The sequence below is a fragment of the Streptomyces sp. NBC_00028 genome, assembly GCF_045041065.1.
In the GTDB taxonomy this organism is placed as follows: Bacteria; Actinomycetota; Actinomycetes; order Streptomycetales; family Streptomycetaceae; genus Streptomyces.
Genome location: NZ_CP108293.1, coordinates 9,142,120 through 9,165,895, shown reverse-complemented (window position 1 = coordinate 9,165,895; position 23,776 = coordinate 9,142,120). Strand labels below are relative to the sequence as shown.

General features: G+C 71.2%; 17 protein-coding genes. 7 read left to right on the top strand and 10 right to left on the bottom strand.

All coding sequences use genetic code 11. From position 1 onward, the window contains the following. Positions 1 to 51 precede the first annotated feature (51 nt). A complete protein-coding gene (locus tag OG885_RS41510; protein ID WP_405741469.1) occupies positions 52 to 1,374 on the bottom strand; it encodes an ABC transporter substrate-binding protein in 1,323 nt (440 codons plus the stop codon). A gap of 277 nt (positions 1,375 to 1,651) precedes the next feature. Then, the gene (locus OG885_RS41505; RefSeq protein ID WP_405741466.1) at positions 1,652 to 2,782 is read right to left on the bottom strand and encodes an ROK family transcriptional regulator; all 1,131 of its coding nucleotides are present in this window, start codon (positions 2,780 to 2,782) and stop codon (positions 1,652 to 1,654) included. 318 nt (positions 2,783 to 3,100) lie between these two features. On the opposite strand from OG885_RS41505, the gene OG885_RS41500 reads away from it, so the two are divergent. From OG885_RS41500 to OG885_RS41475, 6 genes are all read left to right on the top strand, one after another. After that, positions 3,101 to 4,009 (top strand): BadF/BadG/BcrA/BcrD ATPase family protein, encoded by a 909-nt coding sequence (locus OG885_RS41500; protein ID WP_405741463.1) that lies wholly within the window; start codon positions 3,101 to 3,103, stop codon positions 4,007 to 4,009. A gap of 168 nt (positions 4,010 to 4,177) precedes the next feature. Beyond that, positions 4,178 to 6,112 (top strand): phosphatase PAP2 family protein, encoded by a 1,935-nt coding sequence (locus tag OG885_RS41495; RefSeq protein ID WP_405741460.1) that lies wholly within the window; start codon positions 4,178 to 4,180, stop codon positions 6,110 to 6,112. A 93-nt stretch (positions 6,113 to 6,205) separates the two neighbouring features. Beyond that, a complete protein-coding gene (locus OG885_RS41490) occupies positions 6,206 to 7,900 on the top strand; it encodes a phospholipid carrier-dependent glycosyltransferase (RefSeq protein WP_405741457.1) in 1,695 nt (564 codons plus the stop codon). Positions 7,901 to 8,024: 124 nt separating this feature from the next. Beyond that, positions 8,025 to 8,948, top strand: coding sequence for a MurR/RpiR family transcriptional regulator (locus tag OG885_RS41485; RefSeq protein WP_405741454.1), 924 nt, complete (start codon positions 8,025 to 8,027; stop codon positions 8,946 to 8,948). 439 nt (positions 8,949 to 9,387) lie between these two features. Next, a complete protein-coding gene (locus tag OG885_RS41480; RefSeq protein WP_399962103.1) occupies positions 9,388 to 9,771 on the top strand; it encodes a hypothetical protein in 384 nt (127 codons plus the stop codon). A 101-nt stretch (positions 9,772 to 9,872) separates the two neighbouring features. Beyond that, entirely contained in the window at positions 9,873 to 12,230 is a 2,358-nt protein-coding gene (locus tag OG885_RS41475) for a SpoIIE family protein phosphatase (protein WP_405741451.1), read from the top strand. A 249-nt stretch (positions 12,231 to 12,479) separates the two neighbouring features. On the opposite strand, the gene OG885_RS41470 is transcribed toward OG885_RS41475, so the two are convergent. After that, positions 12,480 to 13,133 carry a peptidoglycan-binding protein gene (locus OG885_RS41470; RefSeq protein ID WP_405741448.1) on the bottom strand — a complete coding sequence of 218 codons (654 nt, stop codon included), beginning with the start codon at positions 13,131 to 13,133 and terminating at the stop codon, positions 12,480 to 12,482. 149 nt (positions 13,134 to 13,282) lie between these two features. On the opposite strand from OG885_RS41470, the gene OG885_RS41465 reads away from it, so the two are divergent. Next, the gene (locus OG885_RS41465; protein WP_405741445.1) at positions 13,283 to 15,712 is read left to right on the top strand and encodes a polysaccharide lyase 8 family protein; all 2,430 of its coding nucleotides are present in this window, start codon (positions 13,283 to 13,285) and stop codon (positions 15,710 to 15,712) included. Here the strand turns inward: OG885_RS41465 and OG885_RS41460 are convergent. The 7 genes from OG885_RS41460 to OG885_RS41430 all read right to left on the bottom strand — a co-directional run bounded on the left by OG885_RS41460 (position 15,699) and on the right by OG885_RS41430 (position 23,695). Continuing rightward, the gene (locus tag OG885_RS41460; protein WP_405741443.1) at positions 15,699 to 16,517 is read right to left on the bottom strand and encodes a hypothetical protein; all 819 of its coding nucleotides are present in this window, start codon (positions 16,515 to 16,517) and stop codon (positions 15,699 to 15,701) included. The genes OG885_RS41465 and OG885_RS41460 overlap by 14 nt on opposite strands. A 78-nt stretch (positions 16,518 to 16,595) precedes the next feature. After that, the gene (locus OG885_RS41455) at positions 16,596 to 18,041 is read right to left on the bottom strand and encodes an HAD-IA family hydrolase (protein ID WP_405741440.1); all 1,446 of its coding nucleotides are present in this window, start codon (positions 18,039 to 18,041) and stop codon (positions 16,596 to 16,598) included. A 25-nt stretch (positions 18,042 to 18,066) separates the two neighbouring features. Next, a complete protein-coding gene (locus tag OG885_RS41450) occupies positions 18,067 to 19,110 on the bottom strand; it encodes a hydroxyacid dehydrogenase (protein WP_405741437.1) in 1,044 nt (347 codons plus the stop codon). Further along, the gene (locus OG885_RS41445; protein WP_405741434.1) at positions 19,107 to 19,979 is read right to left on the bottom strand and encodes a carbohydrate ABC transporter permease; all 873 of its coding nucleotides are present in this window, start codon (positions 19,977 to 19,979) and stop codon (positions 19,107 to 19,109) included. Before OG885_RS41445 ends, OG885_RS41450 begins: the two co-directional genes overlap by 4 nt. After that, a complete protein-coding gene (locus OG885_RS41440; RefSeq protein ID WP_405743123.1) occupies positions 19,976 to 20,800 on the bottom strand; it encodes a carbohydrate ABC transporter permease in 825 nt (274 codons plus the stop codon). Before OG885_RS41440 ends, OG885_RS41445 begins: the two co-directional genes overlap by 4 nt. Before the next feature lie 342 nt (positions 20,801 to 21,142). Further along, complete coding sequence (locus tag OG885_RS41435) at positions 21,143 to 22,453, bottom strand: ABC transporter substrate-binding protein (protein ID WP_405741431.1); 1,311 nt, start codon at positions 22,451 to 22,453, stop codon at positions 21,143 to 21,145. A 147-nt stretch (positions 22,454 to 22,600) separates the two neighbouring features. Beyond that, positions 22,601 to 23,695 (bottom strand): substrate-binding domain-containing protein, encoded by a 1,095-nt coding sequence (locus OG885_RS41430; RefSeq protein ID WP_405741428.1) that lies wholly within the window; start codon positions 23,693 to 23,695, stop codon positions 22,601 to 22,603. Positions 23,696 to 23,776 lie beyond the last annotated feature (81 nt).

The window sequence follows — 23,776 nt, the reverse complement described above, 5'->3', positions numbered from 1 at the left end:
CCGGGCGGCGGCGGTGTCTCGACCCCGCCGCCCGGGCCTGCCGGCCTACGTTCAGCCGCCGACCTGCTGGTTGTAGCCGTCCACGATGTTCTGCAGGGCCTTGTCGGCCGACTGCTGGCCGTTGATCGCCTTGCCGAGCTCCGTCTTGGTCGGGTCCTCGGTGAGGCTCTTGCCCTTCAGCACCCAGTTGGTCTGCGCGCTGTTGAAGTAGCCGGAGATCGGGTCGTAGAGCGGGATCTCCTCGTTGTAGAGCTTGAACGCCGCCTGCGCCGCCTCGGACTTGAAGGGGTACTCCGGGTTCAGACCGCTCTCGACCGGCAGGAAGCCGGACGCCTCGCACAGCGCCTTGTAGTGGGCCGGCTCGTACAGCCAGGACAGGAACTTCGTCGCGGCCTTGGAGGCGTCGGCGTTGTTGTTGAAGCCGACCGTCATGCCGCCGCTGTTGACGTCACTGGCCTGCACCGGCTGGGCCGGGGTCGGGACGCTCGCCCACTCGAACTTCTTGATGCTGTCCGCGAACGCGGGCACCTGCCACACACCGGACCAGTAGGCGACGACGTCACCGCTCTGGAACATGGCGGACGGGTCGGCGCCGCTCGTCCACACCGACTTCGGCATGGTCTTGTCGTCGTTCCAGCCGACGAAGGTGTTCACGGCCTTCTTGGTGGCGTCGTCCACCGAGAACTTGCCGGAGTCGTCGGCGTGGACGTACTTGCCGCCCATCTCGTACACCATGGCGCGCAGTCGCGACGGCGACTGGTCGAAGGTCAGCGAGTACTTGGCGTCGGTCTTCTCACGGACCTTGTTGGCCGCCTTGATGAACTCGTCCCAGGTCCAGGTCTTGTCGGGCGAGGTCGGGTAGGCGACGCCGGCCTTCTCGAACAGCGACTTGTTGATGAACATGCCGGACGCGGTGACGTCCGAGGGGATGGACAGCACCTTCCCGGACGAGTCCTTGGCGACGAAGTTGCCGTTGATCTTGTTGGTCTTGTTGTTGGCGATCGAGCTGAGGTCGATCAGCTTGTTCGACCAGATCGGGTCCAGCGCCGGCACGGCCGCGACGTCCGGCAGCGAGTTCGCCTGGGCGGCGTTGTGCAGCTTCGTCGTGTAGCCGTCGTAGGGGATGTTGACGAGCTTGACGGCGACGCCGGTTTCCTTCTTGTACTGCGCCACCATCTTCTTCCAGCCCGCGTCCTGCCCCGGAACCGTGGAGATCCAGAACGTCAGCGACTTGGAGGTACCGCCCGAGTCGCCGCCCCCGCCACAGGCGGTCAGCAGCAGGGCACCTGCCGAGGCAACGGCAGCGAGGGGGACAACGCGGCGCATACCGCCACGGCCGAGCCGGCGAGAGCGCCGCGCACCTACATTGGTCATCTTCGATCCCTTTTTCGTCGCAGGGGACGGAGCACGGCGCCGACCTGGGCGGCACGGGTGCATTTTGCAGGAAAAGTCACTTTCTGGGGGGCGCGGCCTCGCCCGGCCGCGTCTTCCTTGCGGGCGAGGATCCCCGGCCGTCCTGGCCGTCACCGCACGGGCACGCCCTCGTGCGGTTGCCGTACGTCGCGTACGGGCGGGACGCTCGCTCCAAGCCGGCGTCCCGGCCGACTTAGAAAGCGCTTGTCCGGACATTGGCAGACCGAGCCGGAAACCGTCAATCCTTGGCCCGCGCCACATCGGTCACGGTTTGGACTCCCCGGGCGACGGCGAGCCGCGAGGCACCCACGACGGTGCCGAGATCACCGACCGTGCTGCTGACCACCTCGGTCGGCCAGCTCAGCCGCGCCATCTCCGCCCGCACCCCGTCCAGGAGCTGCGGATCGGCGCCCGTACTGCCACCGAGAACGATCAGCCCGGGGTCCAGTACGGCGGTGACGGCGGCGGCGAGGCGGCCGATGTCGGCGGCATGGCGGTCCACGACCGTACGGGCCGTCGCACGGCCCTCCCGGGCGTGCGCGAAGAGCTCGTCGGCGGTACGCGGACAGGGCCCGTCACCCTCAGGCCAGGCCTCGGCGGCCCGGCGGACCAGCGAGCGGGCGCCGATGTACTCCTCCAGGGCCTCCTGGCGCGGCTCCACGCCGTCGTCCCAGGGGTAGGGCAGCCGGGCCAGCTCACCTGCGGCCCCGTTCGCCCCGCGCAGCACCTGGCCGCCCACGACGATGCCGAGACCGATACCGACGCCGATCCGCAGATAGCCGAAGGAGGCCCGGCCGCGGGCGGCGCCCTCGTGCAGTTCGGCGAGCGCGGCGCAGTTGACGTTGTTCTCCAGGTGGACCGGCACGCCCCGGGGCAGGGCGACGGTGACGGCGTCGAAGACGGGCCCCGCCTTCGCGGTGGCCGGGCGCTGGCCCCGGCCGTCCTCCCCCGCGGTGACATCACCGACGGCGACGACGATGGAGCGCACCGGGGCCCCGTCGGGCAGCGCGAAGACGGCCTCGCGGACCACGTCGGCGGCCTCGTCCCGGGAGCCGGTGGCCTGGGCCAGCAGGGTTCCGTCCAGGGCGCAGCCACGCACCCGGGTCAGGGCGGGACCGAGGTCGACGGCGAGCACCGCGCCGGCGGCGGGCCCCAGGCCGTACACGGCGGCGGAGCGGCCGGTGGCCCCGGAGGCGGTGCCGGAGTGGGCGGCGAGACCGGCGCTCTCGAGTTCCGCGACGGCGGAGGACACCGTCGGCTTCGACAGGCCCGCCAGGCTCGCGAGCTGCGGGCGGGTCGCCGTGCCGGCCCGCGCGAGCACGGCGAAGACAGCGCTGGCGCTCTCGGTCAGACGGGGGGCTTCCGCCACGTCGTGTTCCACAGTTCTCCCACACAGGTCGAGCGCCGTGCCCCGGCTCGAAGCGTCTGATCGGGGTGCGGCGATGGAATGCCATGACGTCACGCGTTCCCGCCCCACGGGGCCCGCTGGGGCCCGCCCGGAGGCCGAGTACGCGATTTCTCTTGACGCACTGTACTTCGTTAGTTAACTTCCTAACGAACGTCACGGTACTCGCCTGCCGTGGTCCGTCAGAAGCCCGTCCCGGGGCTTCGCTAGCTCCTGAACTGCCCTTCTTCCAGGCACGGTTCGCCCGCCGTCGCAGCACTACGCAACGACGAAAGAGGATCCGTGCGGGAAGCCTCGTTTTCCGGCCCGCTCGTGCTGGGCATCGACGTGGGTGGCACCAAGACGCACCTGCGTGCGCTCGCGGGAGACACCCCGGTGACCGACCACGTCCGCCTCAGTCTCGGCTGGCGGCCCCACGACCCCGTGGCCGCCGTCGGCTGGCTGGCCGCGCTGGTCGCCGAAGCCCTGCCGACCGGCGTGCGCCCGACCGCCCTCGCCGTCGGCGGGCACGCCTGCGAGACCCCTCGTCAGTGCGCCCAGATCCGCACCGCACTGCAACTCCACTTCGACGTGCCCGCGCTGGTCGTGGGCGACGCCGAACTGCTCGCCCCCGCGGCGGGCCTGGACAAGGGTGTCGGCCTGGTGGCCGGCACCGGTTCGGTCGCCGTCGGCAGGACCGCCGACGGCTCCCTCGTCCAGGTCGGCGGCTGGGGCGCGGTCCTCGGTGACGAGGGCGGCTCGGCCGGTCTCGTCCGCGAGGCCGCACGCGCCGTATGGGCCGCCCACGACCGCGGGGAGGAGCCCGACGCCCTTGCCGCCGGTCTGATCGCCGCCTTCGAGGTGCCCGAAGTGCCCGCCCTCGGCGCGGCACTCGAACGCGCCCAGGACGTCTCCGCGGAATGGGGCCGGCACGCCCCCGCCGTGTTCGCCGCCGCCGACGCGGGCTCGGCACTCGCCCGCACGGTGATCGCCGAAGGCGGCCGGGACCTCGCCGCCCTGGTCGAACGCCTCGCCGCACGCGGCGTCGCGGTCGACGACGTGGTGGTGGCGGGCGGCACGATCCTCGCCCAACCCCTCTTGTACGACGCCTTCACCACCGCCCTCGCCGACAGGGTTGCGACAGCGCGGCCACAGCCGCTGCGGGTGCCGCCGGTCGAGGGGGCGGTGGCGCTGGCGCGTTCACTCCTGTGACACCTGCCGTACGCCGGGCCCACACCGGTCCGACACGACTCGCCCGTAGATCTTCGCTCGTACGCCGCAGAAAGCGCATACGGCCCGTTCGGTCCCCCGCGCCCCACGGCGGTCCTTCGCACGACTCCCCCGGCCGTCACGGCCGAAGAACTCAAGAGAGGCAGCCGCATGCCGTCAACCGCCGGGCCCCGCTCGCACTCGCCGGTCAGTGAACTCGCCCCGAGCAGAAGGGGGTTCCTCCGGACGTCCCTGGGCGTCTCGGCCGGTGTACTGGCCGCGCCCACCTTCGCCTCCTGGCTGGGCGCCGCCGACGCCAAGGCCGCCACCGCCGCCCTCGCGTTCGTCGACGACTACAGGACGAACGTCGTCGCGAACCAGACGCCCGAGACCAACGCGGTCATCCGCGCCCTCGGCGGCTTCGCCGAGATCTGGAAGACCGGCGGCGCCTGGAACACCGGCACCCCGCTGCTGCCGGAGATCCTGCGCGCCAACATGCGCTACTGCGCCCGTCTCACCCAGGCACGCACCGAGGCGCAGGCGAGGGAGGCGTTCGTCTACGACCGCCAGCACCAGAGCTACGCCATGATCGGCGCGCTCGGTCCGCTCGCCGACCTGTACAAGTCGGGCGCCAAGGCGGTCACTTCGATCACCAGCGCGCCGGACACCACGCCCGCGACCACGATCAGCGACGCCGTCCCCGCCGACGCGCCCGCCGGATCCGCGCTCGGCGCCGGCTCGTACACCTCCGACCTCGGCCAGGTGGCCAAGCTGGTGGACACCGTGCGCGGTCCGTTCGCCTCCGGCAACCCGGCCAAGTTCGCCTTCCAGTACCCGCGTCCGTGGCGCATGAACGAGGACAGCGAGGTCGTCGACACCGGGAAGACCGACGCGCTCGGCTTCCCGGTGTACGACTCGGACGTGGTCGTCGTGACGCAGCTGCTGCGTCAGCGCGGCACCAACGCGGCCGAGGACGGCGGCTTCCCGAGCGGTCACACCAACGCCTTCCACCTGGCGGCACTGGCGTTCGCGTACGCGGTGCCGGAGCGGTTCCAGGAGCTGGTGACCCGCGCCTTCGAACTCAGCCACACCCGGATCATGTCCGGCATGCACTCCACCGTCGACGTGCTCGGCGGCCGGGTCATGGCCACCGCCCTCGCCGCCGCCGCGCTGGCCGACTCCGCGAACGCCGACCTCAAGGCCGCCGCCCGCGCCCAGGCCCTCGCCTACTTCCAGCAGCAGACCGGCACGACCGCCGACACCCTGTTCGCCTACGCCCACCCGGACACCGGCGACGCCTACGCCGACCGCGACGCCAACGCCCGCCTGGTCGCGCCCAAGTTGACGTACGTCCTCACCCGGCACGGTCGGAGCGAGCCGCTGACCGTGCCCAAGGGCGCGGAGGTGCTCCTTGAGACGCGGCTGCCCTACCTGGACGCGGAGCAGCGGCGCGAGGTGCTGCGCACGACCGCGCTGCCCTCGGGGTACGTCCTGCTGGACGGCTGGGAGCAGTGGGGCCGCCTCAACCTGTTCGCCGCGGCGGACGGTTACGGCTCCTTCGACTCCGACGTCACCGTCACCCTCGACGCGTCGGCCGGCGGCTTCCAGGCCGCCGACAGCTGGCGCAACGACATCGACGGCTGCGGTGGCCTCACCAAGCGGGGCACCGGCACGCTCACCCTGACCGGCCACAACCGGTACACGGGCGGCACCGTCGTCAAGGAGGGCGTGCTGGCCGCCGCCTCCGCCCACGCCCTCGGCCACGGCGACGTCCGTGTCTCCGGCGGCGCGCTGACGGTGACGACGACCAAGTCGGTGCAGATACACGGCAGTTACGCCCAGGAGTCCGCCGCGCTCGACGTCACCCTGCGCTCGGGCCGCGGTCCCGCGCTCGAGGTCACGCGCCGTGCGGTGCTCGGCATCGGCAGCGTGCTGAGGCTGCACCTGGACGCCGAGAAGCCGCCGACGGCCGGCAGCGTGGTCCGGGTGCTGAGCGCGGCGGGGCTGCGCGGCCGGTTCGACCGCGTGGAGCTGAACTCCGACACGCTGCGGGCCGTACCCGTCTACACGGCGGAAGGTCTGTCGGTACGACTCCTGAAGCGGTGACCTCCCCCGGGGGCGGGAGCTGGTGCAGAGTGGGCGCATGAGGCGTCCCGGCATCGCTCCCGCTCCCGCGCGGTCCCTGTCATCGCGGGGCGGATGATGGCGCGCGAACTGCACTCGGTCCTGGACCGGGAACCCCTCCCCACCGCCCCCGCGCGCCCGCCGCGACGGCGGCCCTGGCTCGTGCCGCTCCTGGTGGGTCTGCTGCTCGCCCAGATGACCGTCGCGATGGTGACGACGGCGGTGCAGCAGACGCCGACCATCGACGAGCCCGTGTACGTGGCCACGGCCACCGACTACCTCCATGAGCACCGCGTCCGCTACAACCCCGAACACCCGCCCCTGGGCAAGCTGATCGTCGAGGTCGGCATCGCGTTCGCCGACCCGCACTACGACGCGTCCTTCACGGGTGACCAGGGTCAGGTGGGGCGGCATCTGCTGTACGAGTCGGGCAACGACCCCTGGCGGGTGATGCTGTGGGCCCGGCTGCCGGTGATCGTGCTGACGCTGGCGTTCGGACTGGTGGTGTTCGCCTTCGCCCGCGACCTGATGGGCTCCACCGGCGGTCTGCTGGCCCTGGCCCTGTACGCCTTCTCCCCCGACCTCATCACCCATGGCTCCCTCGCCACGCTCGACGTACCCGCGGCCGGGTTCCTGCTGACGTCGGTGTGGCTGCTGTGGCGGGCCCGGCGCCGGCCGCGGCTGTACGTGCCGCTCGCCGGACTGGCCGCCGGGGCCGCGCTGGCCACCAAGATGAGCACGCTGGCGGCGGTTCCGGTGCTGCTGGCGCTCGCGGCCTGGTCGGTGTGGCGCGCCGGGGAACCAGGCGCGGGTGACCTGGCGCCGGGAGCGAGGAACCGGCACCGGGCGGTGGTGCGCGCGCTCGGCGGCGCCGCCGTCGTCGCGCTGGGCGCCCTGGTCGTCGTATGGGCGTCGTATCTCGTGGTCGATCCGCGGTTGCGCTGGGCGCCACAGGAGCAGGTGCCGGCCGTGCACGGGGCGCGGGCGCTGCTCGTCGATCTGCTGCCGTTCCCGGAGGCGTACCGGGACGGGATGCGGGTGCAGTTCGGCTTCGAGGACTATCCGTGGCAGGGCTTTCTGTTCGGGCGGCTCTACACCGGGTCCCTCTGGTACTACCTGCCGGCCGCGCTGCTGGTGAAGACGCCGCTCGGGATGCTGGCGCTGTGGCTCGCGGGTGCCGTCGCGGTGGTGGCGGTGCGGCGGCTGCGGCCCGCGGCGCCCTATCTGCTGGTGCCCACCGCCGTGCTGCTCGGTGCGGCGATGACCGGGTCGCGGGACTTCGGCACCCGGTACGCGATCTTCGTGCCGATGTTCCTCGCGGTGGCGGCGTCCGGGTTCCTCGCGGTGCGATGGCGGTGGGCCGGTGCCGCCGCCGGGGCGCTGGTGCTGTTCGTCGCGGTCAGCTCGGTGCGTACCTATCCGTTCTATCTGCCCTATGCCAACGAATCGTTCGGCGGTCCGGACAAGACGCATCTGCGGCTGCACGACTCCAATGTGGACTGGGGGCAGGACCTGGGGCGCCTCGCCGACCGGCTGCGGGAGCGGTATCCGGGTGAGCGGGTCTGGCTCGTGTACAAGGGCGCCGGAGTGCCGTCGTACTACGGCATCGAGGCGGCCGATCCGCGCAAGGCGGAGCCGGACGCGGTGCGCGGGCTGCTCGTGGTGTCGGACTCGGCGGCCGCGAAGGCCACCGGACGACTGGCCGAACTGATCGACAGCGCGCGTTCGATCGACCATATTGGTCATTCGATCACCGTCTATCGACGGTGACATCCGTCCCTCGTGAGCAACTTGAGCATGCGTCCGCCGAGTTCCCGAGGCCCGTCCACAACCCCTGGTCACGGGGGTGTGTGAGCTATGTTGAGGCACTGTGGAAGACAAAGGAGACGCACCCGTGACCTCGCTTCAGCAGGCACGTGCGCAGGCATCCGCCATCACTTCGGGCAGGTCGGGACCGGAGGCTGAGGCCGCACCGACTTCCCAGCTCAGGACCCTCTTCGACCGGCCGCGACTGTCTCCGGGACAGCGCCGGATCGCCCAGTACCTGATCGAGCACATCACCGAGGCGGCCTTCCTCTCGATCACCGACCTCGCCGAGCGCGTCGGGGTCAGCCAGCCGTCGGTGACCCGGTTCGCGGCGGCGGTCGGCTTCAGCGGCTACCCCGCCCTGCGCGAGAAACTCCAGTCCATCGCGCTGGGCACCCTGGCCGGCGGACCCGTCGCGGCCGAGGAGAACCAGGGCAACGAACTGCAGGCCGCGGTGGACGCCGAGATCGAGAACCTGGAGAACCTGCGCCGCGACTTCGCCGACCCCGACCAGGTCATCGACATCGGCCGCAAGCTGTCGGCGTCAACGCCGCTGACCGTCCTCGGCGTGCGCATCTCGGTGTCGCTGGCCGAGTACTTCGCCTACGCGGCGCGGCGCGTCCATCCCGACGTGCGGCTGGTGACGCTGGGCGGGAGCGTCGCCTACGACGCGCTGCTTCAGTCCCGTGAGGCCGGTGGCACCTGGGTGCTGGCGTTCTCGATGCCCCGGCACGCGCAGGAGACGCTCACGGCGGTGCGGGTGGCCCGCAGCGCGGGGCTGAAGGTCGCCCTGATCACCGACCTGGCGCTCGGCCCGATGGCCGACGAGGCGGACGTGGTCTTCGCCACCGGCACCGGCTCCCGCCTGGTGTTCGACTCCTACGCCGCCCCCGGCGTGATGGCCGCCGCACTGCTCCAGGCCATGACGGACGCGGATCCCGAGCGCACCCAGGCGCGGCTCGAGGAGTACGAGCAGATCTCCGAGCAGCACCAGTTCTTCCTGCGGGACTGACCCCGCTTCCGGCCTCTTCGGCCACTCCCGACGAAGCAACTCACAAAGGGATCATCCTGCCCACATCACACATGAATGTTTTCATACGTCTTGCAAAGCGGACGGCATATATAAATACTGCTCACGGATCGCGACCGGGCCGCTCCCGGAACTCGTTCCGCACCCCCGTCCCCACCCGCCCAACCCTCACCCAGAGTCGCCCGTAGAAAGCCGACGGTCCGCCCATGCGCACCCCGCACGATCCTCCGCGTGGGCACCGTCTGCCGTCCCGGGCTCCTGCACGGACATCCGAAGCCGCCGTCTCCTACCCGCGTCGGCGCCGCGGATGTTCGATCGGGCATCGCCTGCGCGAGCGCCCGCTGCGGCCCCGGTCATCCCCTAGGCCGGGGCCGCCCACAACCGTCGGACCACCCCGCACGACGCCGCACACCGGGAAGCGATGACCATGACTGTCACGACGACGACGCGCATCACCCAGGACTGGCCCTGTCAGGTCAAGCCGCCCGGCAGCTACGACTGGGAGCGCTCGGCCGCCAAGTGGCTGCGCGAGCTGGTGCCGGCGCGCTACGCCAGCTACCCGGCCCTCATCCGCCACCCCGTCCTCCTCGCCCGGCACGCGCAGATCCAGGTCCAGCACGAGATCCGGGTCGCCCGCACCGCCCTCCAGACGGCCCGCGCGGACCTGCCCGGGCTCGGACTGCCCGAGTCGGTCATCGAGCACACGATCAAGCTGTACGCGGCGGAGGTACTGCAACTCCAGCACATCGCGCGCAGCGTCCGCGCGGTGACCCGGGCCTTGATCGACCAGAACGCCGGACGCTGACGAAGGCTCCCCGGACCAGGTGACCTGACCCGGCACTTTCGAGTGAAGTCGGTCCCCACAAGACTCCCCTCGGGGCGGTCCACGTGTGCAATGCTCGGGGCGTGACGAGCGAGCCCGCCATCCCCTCGGATTCCGGTACCGCCCCCGACACGGCCGCGCTGGCCAAGATCGTCGCCCGGCAGCGTGCCGAGATGGACCGGTTGCGGGACCAGGCTGCGACCTCGACCGTCGTGGAGCGGGCGAAGGGCGCCGTGATGGCGCTGACCGGCTGTTCTCCGGACGCGGCCGGAGAGGAACTGGTCAAGCGCGCCAAGGCGGCCCACCGCACACTGCTGGAGGAGTGCTGGCTCACCCTCGGCGACCTGGTTCCACCCTTGTCGGCCGGCGCGCCCGGGCCGGACCTCCACGCCGCCCGGCCCGAGACGACGCTCGTCCAGCACGACACCACCGACCTGAGCCGGCTCGGCAAGGCCCTGGTGCGCGTGGGCACACCCCAGGACCTGGCCCGGTGTCTGCTGGAACATCTGTCGCCGGGCGCCGAGGCCGACGCCATCATGATCTACACCCTCCTGCCCTCCGGAGGCCTGGCGCTGATCGGGCACGCCGGCATCGACGAGACGCTGGCCGCCCAGTGGCGCCATGTGCCACCGCTCAGCGGCATCGCCGCCCTGGAGTCGCTGCGGACCCGCGAGCCGCGGTGGCTGGAGGACATCCGCTCGGACAGCGAGCGGCACCTGCTGATCGGCAACCCTCCCGAGCGCTGGCTGTCCCGCGCCTGGGTGCCGGTGGTCACCCAGGACACCGCCGAGGTCTGCATCGGCTTCCTGCGCGCCCAGGGTGGAGCGTTCGCCCCGCACCACCGGGAACACCTGGTGGCCGTCGCCCAGCTCTGCGCCGGCCGGCTGCGCGCCTTCGACTCGCGGACCGAACCGGCCGCCGACGACGCCGTCCAGACGGTGTTCGACGCACTGCCCGGCGCCAGTCTGCTGCTCACCCCGCTGCGTGCCGCGTCCGGCGAGGTCGAGGACTACCGCGTCGCCGCCGCGACCGAGGAGGCGTTCGACGCCCTCGGCCGCACCGGCCGTGAACTGGTCGGGCTACGGCTCCTCGAGTGCTTCCCGAACCTCGCCGACGAGCCGCTGTGGCAGGGCTGTCTGCACACCCTCACCAGCGGGGAGCCGTACGACGGAGAGCCCTTCGCCCAGCAGGCGATGGTGGCCGGGATCTCCGAACTGTCCACCTACACGGTGCGGGTGGCGAAGCTGGGCGGCTCGCTCGCCCTCACCTGGATCCGGCACGACTCCTCCGACCTCCAGGAACAGCGGCTCGCGGACGTACAGCGGCTCGGCAACCTCGGCTGGGCGAACTGGAACCTGCTCACGCACGAGGTCGGCTGGTCCTCCCAGGTCTACGCAGTCCTCGACCGTGATCCCGCGGACGGCCCGCTGCGGATCACCGCACTGCCCGAGCTCGCCCTGGCCGAGGACGTGCCCGCGCTGACCCGTGCCGTCGGGGACCTCGTGCGCCGCGGCCGGCCACTCGCGGTGCCCTTCCGGATCAGGGCCGCCGACGGCGTCCGGCATCTGCGGGTGGTCGCCGAGGCGGTCACGGACGCACAGGGCGTCCCCGTCGAGGTGCACGGCTTCCTCCAGGACCTCACCGCGCAGCGCCGAGCCGAACTCGCCCTCGTCGAGAGCGAACAGGCCATCCTCACGCAGCACGACGTGCTGCGCACCGAGCGCACCCTCGCCGCCCGGCTCCAGCACGCGCTGCTTCCGCTGCCCACCCATCCCCTGAGTCTGGCCGGACTGCGCGTCGAAGTGGCCTATCTGCCCGCCCAGTCAGGGGTCCACGTCGGCGGCGACTGGTTCAGCGCCATCGAACTGCCCGACGGCGACGCCCTGTTCGTGGTCGGCGACGTCGCGGGTCACGGCGTCGACGCCGTCGCCACCATGGCCCAGCTCCGGTTCACCGCCAAGGGCATGGTCATCACCGGCTCCTCGCTGACCGGCGCCCTCGCCCGGCTCAACACCCTGCTGCTGCACTCCCGCGACTCGCACGGCACGGCCACCATGGTCCTGGCCCGCTACTCCCCGGCCGAACACCGTCTGGTGTGGGCGCAGGCGGGACACCCGCCACCCCTGCTCCAGCGCGCGGGTGAGGTGCGCTACCTGGGCCGGCCGAGCGGGATGCTCCTCGGGGCGAGCGGCTCCCCGGCCTTCGAGGAGGCCGAGTGCCGGCTCGAACCCGGCGACCGGCTCATGCTCTACACGGACGGACTGGTGGAGCGCCCGTCCGAGGGCATCGACCGGGGCCTGAAACGGCTCGCCGAGGCCGTCGTGAGCCACCAGGCCGACGGCCCCGGATCGCTGCGTCCGCTGCTGGCCGAGCTCCTGGAGGGCGAGCGCCGCGACGACGTGTGTGTGCTGGACATCCGGGTGCCGTACGACGAGATCTGATCCCGGGTGCCGACGGCGACGCCGGTCAGGGCGTGTCGTCGTGGCGGTGGCGCCAGTACCAGAACGCGCCGATGACGAGGGCCAGCAGGAAGACGGCGGGCAGGACGAGGCCGGGGATACGGGAGAGGGTCATCGGCGTGGCCTTCGGTGGCAAGGTGTGCGGTGCCGCCCATGGTGACGCCTGTCGGCGTGTGCCCCGTGCTCTTTTCCCTTCGCGTTGCCCGGTGTTCGACAGGTGCCGTGGCCGGGTCAGCCGTCGGCGCTCGTCCGGGATTCCAGGTCGCGGCGGGTGTCGTCGCCGTAGACGCCGGTCTCGTCGCCCCGGATGCCGTACCAGAGCTGGAAGCGGGCCACGGCCTCGGTGAGGACGGTGTCGTAGGTGCCGTCGGTGGAGCCGTTCGCGTAGACGTCGGGGATGCGCAGCAGGCGTTCCTGGAGGTCGGTCACCTCGGGGCCGCTGTCGCCCTGCCGAAGGGTGTCGGCGCCGTCGGGGTCGGGGTCCGGGGCGGGGGCGGCCGGTGCGGTCGACGGGGTCGAGGGCGTGGGGGACGGCGCGGGCGCGGCGGTGCCGTCGGCCCGGCCCGGGAGCAGCAGCGCGCAGCCGAAGCCGACCAGGGCCGCCGCGCCCACGGCGACCACGACGGCGGCGCGACGCAGACCGGAGCCGGGGCGGGGGCGGAGGCGGGCTGCGCGAACCGGTGGCAGCTCCTGGGTCGCGTCCTCGACGCCGAAGTCCTCGCCGGACAGCCGTCGCGGCATCACCACGGACTCGAAGCCCGTGGTGCGTGGGGGCATGTCCTTCATCAGTTCGGCGAGGGCGTCGGTGCGGCGCGGGCGCAGGACGCGGATCGGTTCGAGGACCGGGCGGTCGTCCGGTTGCCCGGGCTCGGGCGATGTCGACACGTCGTTCTCCTTCCGTCCCGTCCTTCGGGTAGGGATACGGGGCGGACAGCCGGAGTGTTCATCCTCACCCTCCGACTGAAACGATCGATACGTTCAACATGGCCTGATCTATTGAGCGTTTGAGCGATACCGTGCTAGAAACCGCCGTCATGACGACTCGTTGGTCACGTCGCGGCCTGCTGGCCGCAGCCGCAAGCACCGGTACCGCCCTCGCGCTGGGCGTCCAAACGCAGGCGAACGCCGCGTCCACGTCGGACGAGTTCACAACCCTGCGGGCGAAGTGGCGCACGCTGATCCTCGGCGAGGGCTTCAGCCCCACCGCCGAGCCCTTCAAGAGCCGGCTCACCGAACTGGGCGCCACCGCGTCCCAGTGGCAGTCCTCGATGGCGCCGGCGTCCGGCTCGCTGTGGCCGGACCTGGTGTACGCCGACCCGGAACCCGACACCGACCAGGAGTCGTACGGCTACTCCGGCAACCTCAACACCAGCTACAACCGGCTCAGCACGCTCGCCCAGGCCTACTGCCAGCAGGGCACGGGCCTGACCGGCGACGCGGCCCTCAGGACCGCGATCCTCACCGGCCTCGACCATCTGCACACGGAGGTCTACAACGCCGGGCAGACCCGGTACGGCAACTGGTACAGCTGGCAGATCGGCGCCCCGCAGGCCCTGCTGGACGTGTGCGTGCTGATGTACGACGCCCTGTCGGCGACCCAACTCGCGAACTACGTCGCGGCCGTCGACCACTTCGTCCCCGACTCCGCCGTCGCGAGCTACAGCGGCACCAGCACCGGGGCCAACCGGGTCGACCTGTGCCGGGTGCTGGCGCTGCGGGGGATCGTCGGCGCGAGTTCCGCGAAGGTCGCGCTGGCCCGGGACGCCCTGTCCCCCGTCTTCCCGTACGTCACGAGCGGCGACGGTCTCTACGCCGACGGGTCGTTCGTCCAGCACACGACCGTGCCGTACACGGGCTCGTACGGTTCCGTCCTGCTCGGCGGGCTGGCGATGCTGTTCGCGCTGCTCTCCGAGTCGACGTGGCAGGTCACCGACGCGAACCGGCAGATCGTGTTCGACGCCGTGGAGAACGCCTGGGCGCCCTTCCTCTACAACGGGCTGGTGATGGACGGCGTCTCGGGGCGGGCGGTCAGCCGGGGCCTCTCGGCCACCGACACCAAGCAGATCCAGCAGAACGACCATCTGCGCGGTCATCCGATCCTCGCGTCCATCGTCCTGCTGGGCCAGAGCGCGAGCGCCGGCGAGAACGCGCGCTGGCGCGGTCTGGTGAAGGGGTGGATCCAGCGTGACTACTACAGCCCGCCGTTGAGCGACCCCGCCCTCGGGCTGACGGGGCTCGCCCGTCTCCAGAGCGTCGCGGACGACACGACGGTCACCGCGATCGCCGAGCCGACCGGCCACCGGCTCTTCACCGGCATGGCGCGGGCCACCCACCGCCGACCCGGCTGGGCCGCGTCGCTCAGCATGGCCGACCGCAGGATCACCTACTACGAGACCGGCAACGGCGAGAACCTGCGCGGCTGGCACACGGGCTCCGGAATGCTCTACTGGTGGGGCGACACCTACGCCAACGGCCAGTACAGCGACGCCTTCTGGCCCACCGTCGACCCCTACCGCCTGCCTGGCACCACGGCCTCCCGCAAGGTCCTGGCGGACGCTGCCGGCGGCGACTGGGGCGCATCCCTGCCGGACGTGAACTGGGTGGGCGGGGCCACGGACGGACAGCGGGCCGCGATCGGCCAGTACCTCAAGGGACTCCAGTCCACGCTCCTGGCGAAGAAGTCGTGGTTCTGTCTGGACGACTCGATCGTCTGCCTGGGCGCCGGCATCAGGTGCACCGACGGCACGACGGTCGAGTCGACGATCGAGAACCGCAACCTCGGCCCCACCGGAAGCCACGCCCTCACCGTCGACGGCACCGCCTACTCCGCCGCCTACCCCTGGTCACAGACGTTCACCGGGGCGGGCTGGGCGCACATCGGCGGCATGGGCGGCTACGTCTTCCCCGGCGGCCAGGGCTTCACCGCGCTCAGGGACTCGCGCGACGGGAAGTGGAGCGACATCAACAAGGGCGGCGCCACGACGGTCCTCAACCGCAAGTACCTGGCCCTGTACGTCGACCACGGCACCGACCCGACCGGCGGCACCTACGCCTATCTGCTCATGCCGGGCGCCACGGCCGCACAGACCCAGGCGCGGGCCACCGCCACCGGCTGGCTGACCGTCCTCGCCAACACCGACGACCAACAGGGCGTGGCCGTCCCCTCGTTGGGATTCACCGGCGTCAACTTCTGGTTCGGCGGCACGGTCGGCGACCTCGTCGCGAGCGACCCGTGCTGCGTGATGATCAGCGAGAAGAGCGACGGTACGGCGGTGCTCTGCGTCAGCGATCCGAAGCGGATGAACACGGGCCTCACGCTCACCTGGAACCGGGCCGTGTCCTCGGTGGTGTCGAAGCCGTCCTCGGTCACCTCGGCCACGACGGGATCCGCGCTGCGGCTGACCTTCGGGGACATGACCGGCCTGGCCGGAGTCACCCAGAAGATCACCGTCACACTCGGCTGAGGAACCGGCGCAGGGACGTCTTCATCGCGGTCACGAAGGCGTCCCGCGCCGCGTCGTCGAGCACGTCGAGCGACAGATAGGGGTTCAGGTCCTCCAGCTCGACCAGCAGCAGTTCCCCGCCGGGGGCGCGGCAGGCGTCGACGCGCTGGATGCCGTGGTCGAGGGAGTTCCAGTCGATGAACCGGCGCGCGAAGTCCAGGTCGTCCGCGGTGGGTTCGTACGGCTCCAGCTGCCAGCGCCGGTCGGGGTGCGGCGCGTACAGGGCGTACTGGAAGTCGTGGTCGACGAAGTAGAAGGACACCTCGTAGGTGAAGTCGACGCAGGGCTGGACCAGGACGTCACCGGTCGCGTGGGCGCGCACCTCGGCGGCGGGCACGATCTCCAGACCCATGGAGTCGGCGCCCAGCTTGGGCTTGACGACGTACCGGTCCGTGTCCGGGAGGCGGTGCAGGTCGTCGGCGCGGTCGACGGTGGGGATGACCGGGAACCTCGCGGCATGGAGGTCGAGCAGGTACTGCTTGCCGGCCATGTCGGCCTTGCCGGAGAGGGGGTTGTACACCCGCGTTCCCGTCGCGAGCGCGCGCTCGCGGAAGGCGTCGTAGGCCTCCTGGTGGGTCAGCACGGGACCGCTGTTGCGGATGACCACCGCGTCGAAGGCGTCCATCAGCGCCGCCGCGTCCCTCGGGTTGCACAGGGCGAGGTCGAAGTCCTCGCGCAGCCGTGCGGTCAGGAAGATGTCCTCGTCGCAGTAGCGCCGCCCGCGTGCCTCGTAGGCGAGGTCGGTGACATACAGGATGCGCGGCATGCGGGTCTTCTCCTCGACGGCGGCGGGAGGCGATCGTATGCGGCGGAAGTACGTCGAACAAAATGCCGGATCACCAGGTCACAGCCCCGCCGCCCACAGCTCGCGCCGGCCGATCCCCTTCAGGTCGGCCACCACCGTGCGGCGTGGTGCCGGCGCGATGGGGGCGTACGACGGGACGGCGAGGATCCGGCAGCCGGCGGCCTCGGCGGCCGTGACGCCGGTGGGCGAGTCCTCGACGGCGAGACAGGCCGCGGGGTCGACGCCGAGGTTCCGGGCGGCGGCGAGATAGGGGTCCGCGGCGGGTTTGGTGCGGGGCGTCTCGCCGTCGGCGACCGTCGTACGGAACCGGTCGGGGCCGAGGAGCGCGAGGACGGTGTCCACGACGGGCCGTGAGGAGGCCGAGACCAGAGCCGCGGGGACGTCCAACTCCTGGAGGAGGTCGAGGAGTTCGAGCGCGCCGGGCAGCGGGGTGGCCTCCTGCCGGACTGCTGTCAGGAACCGTTCCTCCAGTTCGGCGGCCAGTTCCCGCGGGTCTCCGCCGGTGCGGGCGTGCAGGTGGGCGGCGGTGTCGGAGACGGAGCGGCCGAGGACATGGGTCACCTCGACGTCGGGTGCGCTCGCGCGGACGGTGCGCAGCCACAGCGACTCGGTGTCGACGAGGGTGCCGTCCATGTCGAGGAGCACGGCGTGCGGGGCGGCGGCGAAGGGACGGCCGTCCAGGGTCCAGTGCCGGTCGGGGTGGCGGCCGAGGGCCGCGAACGCCTGGGCGGCGACGTCCGCGTGCCGCACTGTTGGTGGTGCGGCGCCGATACCGGGGCCCGCCGCGGCCAGCCACGCCGTGCGCTCCTCGGGGCTACGGCCGCCATGGCCACCCGCGTCGACGTGGCCGTGGTCGGTCACGACGAGGACGGTCCAGTGTTCGTCGGCGTGGGAGGGGCGGGAGCGCAGCGCGGCGAGCAGGCGGCCGAGGCGGAGGTCGGCCTGTCGTATCGACGCCTCGTACGGTTCGCCGCAGCCGAGGAAGTGCGCGGTCTCGTCGGGGGCGCCGAGGTAGACGAACGCCGCATCGATCTCGTCCTCGGCCAGGACCCGTACGGCCGCGTCGGTGATCTGGTCGTCGCAGCGTTCCCAGGCTTCCGGGGTGTCCGCGGTCGGCTCGATGAAGACGGTCCTGGACGGGGCCCGGAACAGGGGGCCGCCGTCACGGACCTGCATCAGCGGGCGCCAGCCTGCCCCGACGAAGGTGCGACGGCCGTCCTGTTCGGCGAGCCGGGTGGCGAAGTCGGGGAAGACGTCGAGGCGGTGCCCGGTGAAGTCGTTGCTCCACACCCCATGTCGGGCCGCGGTGACGCCGGTGACGATCGTCGCCCAGCACGGACCCGACATGGTGGGGGTGTCCGCGTCCACCTCGACGGGGGTGAGGAAGCCGTCGGCGGCCAGGGCGTCGAGGTGCGGGGTGGGCAGCCGGCGCAGTACGTCGAGACGTACGCCGTCGATACCGACGACAAGGACACGGTTGCGCACGTTCTTCCTTTCGGTCGTGGGGTGTTCAGGCCGAGCGGGACAGTTCCTCGGAGCCGACCGGGTGGGCGAAGGGCAGGCCTCGCGCGTACCGGGAGACCTCGTCGATGGCCCAATCGGTCATCCGGTGCAGCTCGTTGCCGAGGGAGCCCGCGATGTGCGGGGTCAGCAGGACGTTGGGAAGCGTGTACAGCGGTGAGTCGGCGGGCGGCACGTCCGGTTCCGTGACGTCGAGGACGGCGTGGAGGCGGCCGGTCACGAGGTGCGCGGTGAGGGCGTCCGTGTCGACGAGGGAGCCGCGCGCGGTGTTGATCAGGGTGGCACCGTCCCTGAGGAGTGCGATGCGGCGGGCGTCGAACATGTGGTGGGTCTCGGGGAGTTGGGGGGCGTGGATGGAGACCACGTCGCTGCGCCGGGCCAGTTCGTCGAGTCCGACCGGCTCCACTCCCAGGTCGCGGGCCTGCCGGTCGTCGACGTACGGGTCGTGCAGGAGCACGTCGAGGTCGTGCGGGCGCAGCAGGTCGAGGAGTCGGCGTCCGATGCGGGACGCGCCGACGATTCCGACCGTGCGGTGGTAGTTGCCGTGGCCGCTGAAGTACGGGAGCAGGTCGGGTCGGGTACGGACGGCGGCGTAGTCGCGGGCGACGTCGAGCACGCGCTTGTTCGCGAACAGGATGGCGGCCAGGGTGAATTCGGCGACCGGCAGGGCGTTGGCGGCGGCCGCGGAGGAGACCGCGATGCCGCGTCGCCAGACGGCGTCGGTGACATGGTGCTTGACCGAGCCGGCCGCGTGGACGACCGCCCGCAGCCGGGGCAGACGGCGCAGTGTCTCCTCGGTGAGTTCCGGTGCGCCCCAGTGGGTGAAGAGCACCTCGGCCTCGGCGAGTCGACCGGCGTCCGCGGTGGCGAGGTCGGTGACGACCCTGGCGAGGTCGACTCGCGCGACGGAACGGAGTCGGTCCAGTGAGCCTTCCACCAGGAGCCGTTGGTGGAGGGGGGAGTCCATGGCGAGCAGGACGGTGGGCGGCCGGCTGGTGTTCAGGAGGGTGCCTTCCTGGACGGACAGGGTCATTTGACGGCGCCCGCGGTCAGGCCGGAGCGCCAGAAGCGCTGGAGGCACACGAAGGCGACGACCAGCGGGACGACGGCGACGAGGGAGCCGGTGATGACGAGCGAGTAGTACTCGGGCTGCTGCTGGGTGACGCTGTTCCACATGAACAGGCCCAGGTTGACCGGGTAGAGCGAGTCGTCGTTGAGCATGACGAGGGCGCCGAAGAAGTTGTTCCAGCTGGCGGTGAACGAGAACAGGAAGATCGTCATGAAGCCGGGTGCCAGCATGGGCAGGGAGATCCGGGAGAACAGGCGCAGTTCACCGGCCCCGTCCACGCGGGCGGCCTCCAGGACCTCGTTCGGCACATAGCCCTCCGAGAAGACGCGGGCGAGGTAGACGCCGAACGGGTTGACCAGGGCCGGCAGCAGCAGCGCCCAGTAGGTGTCGACGATGCCCGCCTTGCTGGCGAGCAGGTACATCGGGAGCTGGATGACGGTGGTGGGGACGAGGACGCCGCCCAGCACCAGGCCGAACAGCTTCTCCTTGCCGCGGAACGCGTACTTGTCGAAGGCGTAGCCCGTGGCCACGCACAGAAGGGTGGAGGCGGCGGAGCCCACGACGGAGTAGAGGATGCTGTTGCCGAACCAACGCAGGTATATGCCGTCGTCGAAGGTCAGGACCCGTTCCAGGTTCGCGAAGAGGTTGAAGTCGCCGAAGGCGAAGCCCGAGGTGGCGAACAGGTCGCGGTGGTTCTTGGTGGCGGCGAACAGCAGCCAGCTGACCGGCATGAGCGTGTAGAACGCGGCGACGATGAGGATGCCGTTGACGGCTCCCCTGGAGAGCAGGGCGCTGGTCGAGGCGCGGCGCCGGGTGGTGGTGGGGGTGCTCATGACGTGGCCGCCTTCCACCGGTTGCCGAGCCGGGTGACGAGGTAGGAGAGGGCGATGCCGAGCAGGGCGAGCATCAGGGACGCGGCGGCGGCCAGACCGTAGTCGTGCTGCACGAACCCGGCCTTCCAGATGAAGAGCGTGGGCGACCACTCGGTGTCGATGGAGGGCGCGCCCCGCTGGTTGAGGAGTTTCGGCTCGGTGAAGATCTGGATCGCGCCGACACAGGTGAACAGAACGGTCATGACGACCGCGGAGGCGATCATCGGGACCTTGATCCGCAGGGCGGTGCGCACGGCTCCGGCGCCGTCCACGACGGCCGCTTCGATCACTTCGCGCGGGACGGCCTGCAACGCGGCGTAGAAGATGACCATGTTGTAGCCCGTCCACTGCCAGGCGCACAGGTTGACCATCGAGGCGAGCACATGGTCGTCGCGGTAGAAGTCCCAGGACCCGCCGAGCGCGCCGATCCAGTCGAGCACCGGGCTCAGGCCGGGTGTGTAGAGATAGATCCAGATGATCGAGGCGATCAGTCCGGGAATCGCGTGCGGCAGGAACAGGGCGAGTTGGAAGAAGCGTTTGGCGCGGGCCAGCGCAGAGTCGACGAGGAGCGCGAGGGCCAGCGAGCCGCCGATCATGACCGGGATGTAGAGGGCGCAGTACGCGGCGATGTGTGCGAAGGAGGAGCGGAAGCCGTCGTCGGCCAGGGCGTTGGCGTAGTTGTCGAAGCCGGAGAAGACGCGTTCGGCGCCGCCGAAGCCGAGTCCTGAGGAGCGCTCCTGGAAGAGGCTCATCCACAGTGCGTAGGCGATGGGGGCGACCATGACCACGGCGAACAGGATGAAGAAGGGGGCGATGAAGAGGGCGGCGGTGCGGCGTTGGTTGCGCTGGAGTTGTGAGGTGCCCCGTGACAGGTCTGGAGGCCTGTGCTTGACCTGTCGGCTTGTGGGGCGGGTGGAGGTGAGGGCCACGGGGGCTCCTTGGCGGGCGGGGTGAAGGGCTACGGGGGTGGGGGTGATTCGGGCTTGTCGTGTGGCTGCGGGGGCGTGGGGGCTTGTCGCGCAGTTCCCCGCGCCCCTCAAGTGCGTCGGCCGGGCCTGGATCTGAAGTGAGCCGGGCCCGTCCAATCGGGGAAGGGCCACACCTGTGGCTGGCTCGCGGTGCTGCTACTTCGCGAGCTTCAGGCCCCGGTCCGCTATGCCCGACTCCGCCTTCTGCTGGCCCGCTTCGACTCCTGCCGTGAAGCCGGACTTGGCGGTGGTGTCCTGGACGGCGGTGTAGACGTCCATCTGGTTGGGGCCCCACGTCCAGCCGGGCACGATCGTGTCGACCTGCTCGGAGGCGAGGGCGTAGAGGTCCTGGCCGTTCAGGTACGCGGTGTCGAACCTGGCGGCGGCCACCTCACGCATCTCGGGGTTGGCCGGCAGCGCGCTGCTGGGCGACTCCAGGTCGGCGAGGCGGGCCTCGACGCCGGCCTTGTTCGTGGTGAGCCAGGTGATGAACTCGGTCGCGGCCTCGGCCTGGTCGCTGCCCTTGAGGACGCCGTAGGAGGTGCCACCGTAGTTGCCGCTCGCGGCGGTGCCCCAGTTGGGGATGGGGGCCGCGGCCCACTTGCCGGCGAGGTCGGGCATGGACGTCTTCATGCCGCCCGCGGACCAGGAGGCGCCGAGGTAGGAGAGGGTCTTGCCGTCGGTGCGGGCCTTGGTCTCCTCGGGGCTCCAGCCGGCGAAGGACTGCACGAGGCCGTCGTCGACAAGGCCGTCCCAGTAGGCGGCGACCTTCTTGGTGGCGGCGTCGTTCACCCCGGGCTTCCAGGCGTCGCCCTCGGTCGCGAACCACTTGCCGCCGGCCTGCCAGGACAGCGCGGCCAGCAGCGCCGGGTCGCTCTTCGGCATCGAGGCGAGGCGGACGTTCTTGTCCTGCTTCTTGACCTTCTCCGCGGCGGCCTTGAACTCGTCCCAGGTCTTGGGGACCTCGATGCCGTACTTCTTGAACAGGTCGGTGCGGTAGTAGTACAGCTGCGGGGCGACGTCGTAGGGCACGGTCCAGGTCTTGCCGCCGAAGGTCACCAGGCTCTGCACGGACTCCGGGAACTTCGACTTGACCGTTTCACCGGCGTACTTGGTCAAATCGATCAGGTTTCCCTGGCTCGCGAACTCGGGGACCATCTGGTACTCGATCGTGGCCACGTCGGGCGCGTTGTCCGCCTTCACCGCGTTGGCGAGCTTGCTGTAGCCCTCGGTGCCGCCGGGTATCTCGGTGAACTTGACCTTGATGTCCTTGTGCGTCCGGTTGAACTCCTCGACGGTCGACTTGGCGCCGAGGGTCCAGGTCCAGTAGGTCAGGGTGACCGGCTTGCCGTCGGACGCGGCGTCCGAGGAGCCGTCGCCGCCGCACGCGGTGACGGTGGCCAGCAGCCCCAGGGCTGCGACGGCGGCGAGGGAAGCGGTACGGAACGAACGTGAAGTGCGCGTCATTGCACGTCTCCTACGAGACCTCGTACGGGAAGAGGCGGACGCAGGACATCTTTTGTGCGCGGACGATCAGAGTCAAGAGCGTTCGCGCAAGACAATCAAAACGATCGCTCAATGCTCAGATATCGATCACTTCGCTCCGAGTCGGGCTCAGTTGGCGGAACGGCGGCCTCCGCAGGACGCGCGGATCCTCAACTCCGGGAGCAGGTCGAGGTGTTGACGCGGCGCGGGGTCCGCCGCCCCGCTCCCCCGCTCCGCGAGCCGCTGGAGCAGCAGCTTGGTTGCCAGCTCCCCGACCGCGCGCTTGGGCGGCGCGACGGCGGTGAGGGGCACGTCGGCGAGGCCGGCCACCTCGTCCTCGTACACGATCAGCGCGAGGTCGTCGGGCACCCGGATGCCGCAGGCCTGGAGGCGGGGCACCAGCACGATGGCGTCGGCGTCGCTGTGCACCAGCGCGGCGGTGACACCGCGCTTCTTCACCGCCTCGACCAGGTAGTCGACGCTCGCCTCGTAGTCGCCGTGCTCCCGCACGGTCGGCGCGCCGGTCGCGACGTCGAGGCCCAGGGACTCCACGGCGGCCCGGTAGCCCGCCGTGATCTGCGCGGCGTGCGGGCCTTCCTGCAGCACCGCCGTCACCTTGCGGTGGCCGAGCGCGGCGAAGTGACTCACCGCCACCGCCGCGCCGTGCGCCCGGTCGGTGCGGACCCGGTCCAGTGCCGCCGCCGGGTTGGTGGGCGGGGCCAGCCGCTCGACGAGGACGGCGGGGACACCGTGCTCCAGCAGCCACTTCTCCTGACCGTCCACGGGGACGCCGTCGAACCAGCTCGGGGCGACGATCAGCCCCTGCGCCCCGCCCGCGACCAGGTGCTCGGCCTGTACCGCGTCCTCGGCCTCGACGTAGCCGGTCACCCCCAGGACGAGCCGGGCACCCTGCGCGGCCGCGGCCTCCCGCGCGCCGTGCACGATGTCCGCGAACAGATTCTGGGTGTTCGGCACGATCATCCCGATCACCGCGCCCTCGGCCGTCGCCGGCCGCACCGGGGTCTCGACCGCGGTGTCCGCCGGCCACACCACCGCACCGTGCAACCGTTGCACCCTCCCCTGCGCGGCCAGGGCCTCCACATCGCGCCGCAGGGTCACCGCGGAGACCCCGAGTTCGGCGGCGAGTTCGGCGACCCGGAGGCTGCCGCGCTGCCGGACTAGTTCGAGCACCCGCTCATGACGCTGGTCGACATGCAGTCGCATGGAATCCCCCTGGTGCGAGGCCTGGACGAACGTTCCCCGGGCCGACGCGGAGCGTGATCCCGGGCCGCTCACTCTACGCCT

Excerpts from the sequence above, each read along its gene's own strand:
- OG885_RS41510 (WP_405741469.1), bottom strand. The coding sequence starts at position 1,374 with ATGACCAATGTAGGTGCGCGGCGCTCTCGCCGGCTCGGCCGTGGCGGT.
- OG885_RS41495 (WP_405741460.1), top strand. The coding sequence starts at position 4,178 with ATGCCGTCAACCGCCGGGCCCCGCTCGCACTCGCCGGTCAGTGAACTC.
- OG885_RS41490 (WP_405741457.1), top strand. The coding sequence starts at position 6,206 with ATGATGGCGCGCGAACTGCACTCGGTCCTGGACCGGGAACCCCTCCCC.
- OG885_RS41480 (WP_399962103.1), top strand. The coding sequence starts at position 9,388 with ATGACCATGACTGTCACGACGACGACGCGCATCACCCAGGACTGGCCC.
- OG885_RS41465 (WP_405741445.1), top strand. The coding sequence starts at position 13,283 with ATGACGACTCGTTGGTCACGTCGCGGCCTGCTGGCCGCAGCCGCAAGC.
- OG885_RS41460 (WP_405741443.1), bottom strand. The coding sequence starts at position 16,517 with ATGCCGCGCATCCTGTATGTCACCGACCTCGCCTACGAGGCACGCGGG.
- OG885_RS41450 (WP_405741437.1), bottom strand. The coding sequence starts at position 19,110 with ATGACCCTGTCCGTCCAGGAAGGCACCCTCCTGAACACCAGCCGGCCG.
- OG885_RS41445 (WP_405741434.1), bottom strand. The coding sequence starts at position 19,979 with ATGAGCACCCCCACCACCACCCGGCGCCGCGCCTCGACCAGCGCCCTG.
- OG885_RS41440 (WP_405743123.1), bottom strand. The coding sequence starts at position 20,800 with ATGGTCGCCCCCATCGCCTACGCACTGTGGATGAGCCTCTTCCAGGAG.
- OG885_RS41435 (WP_405741431.1), bottom strand. The coding sequence starts at position 22,453 with ATGACGCGCACTTCACGTTCGTTCCGTACCGCTTCCCTCGCCGCCGTC.
- OG885_RS41430 (WP_405741428.1), bottom strand. The coding sequence starts at position 23,695 with ATGCGACTGCATGTCGACCAGCGTCATGAGCGGGTGCTCGAACTAGTC.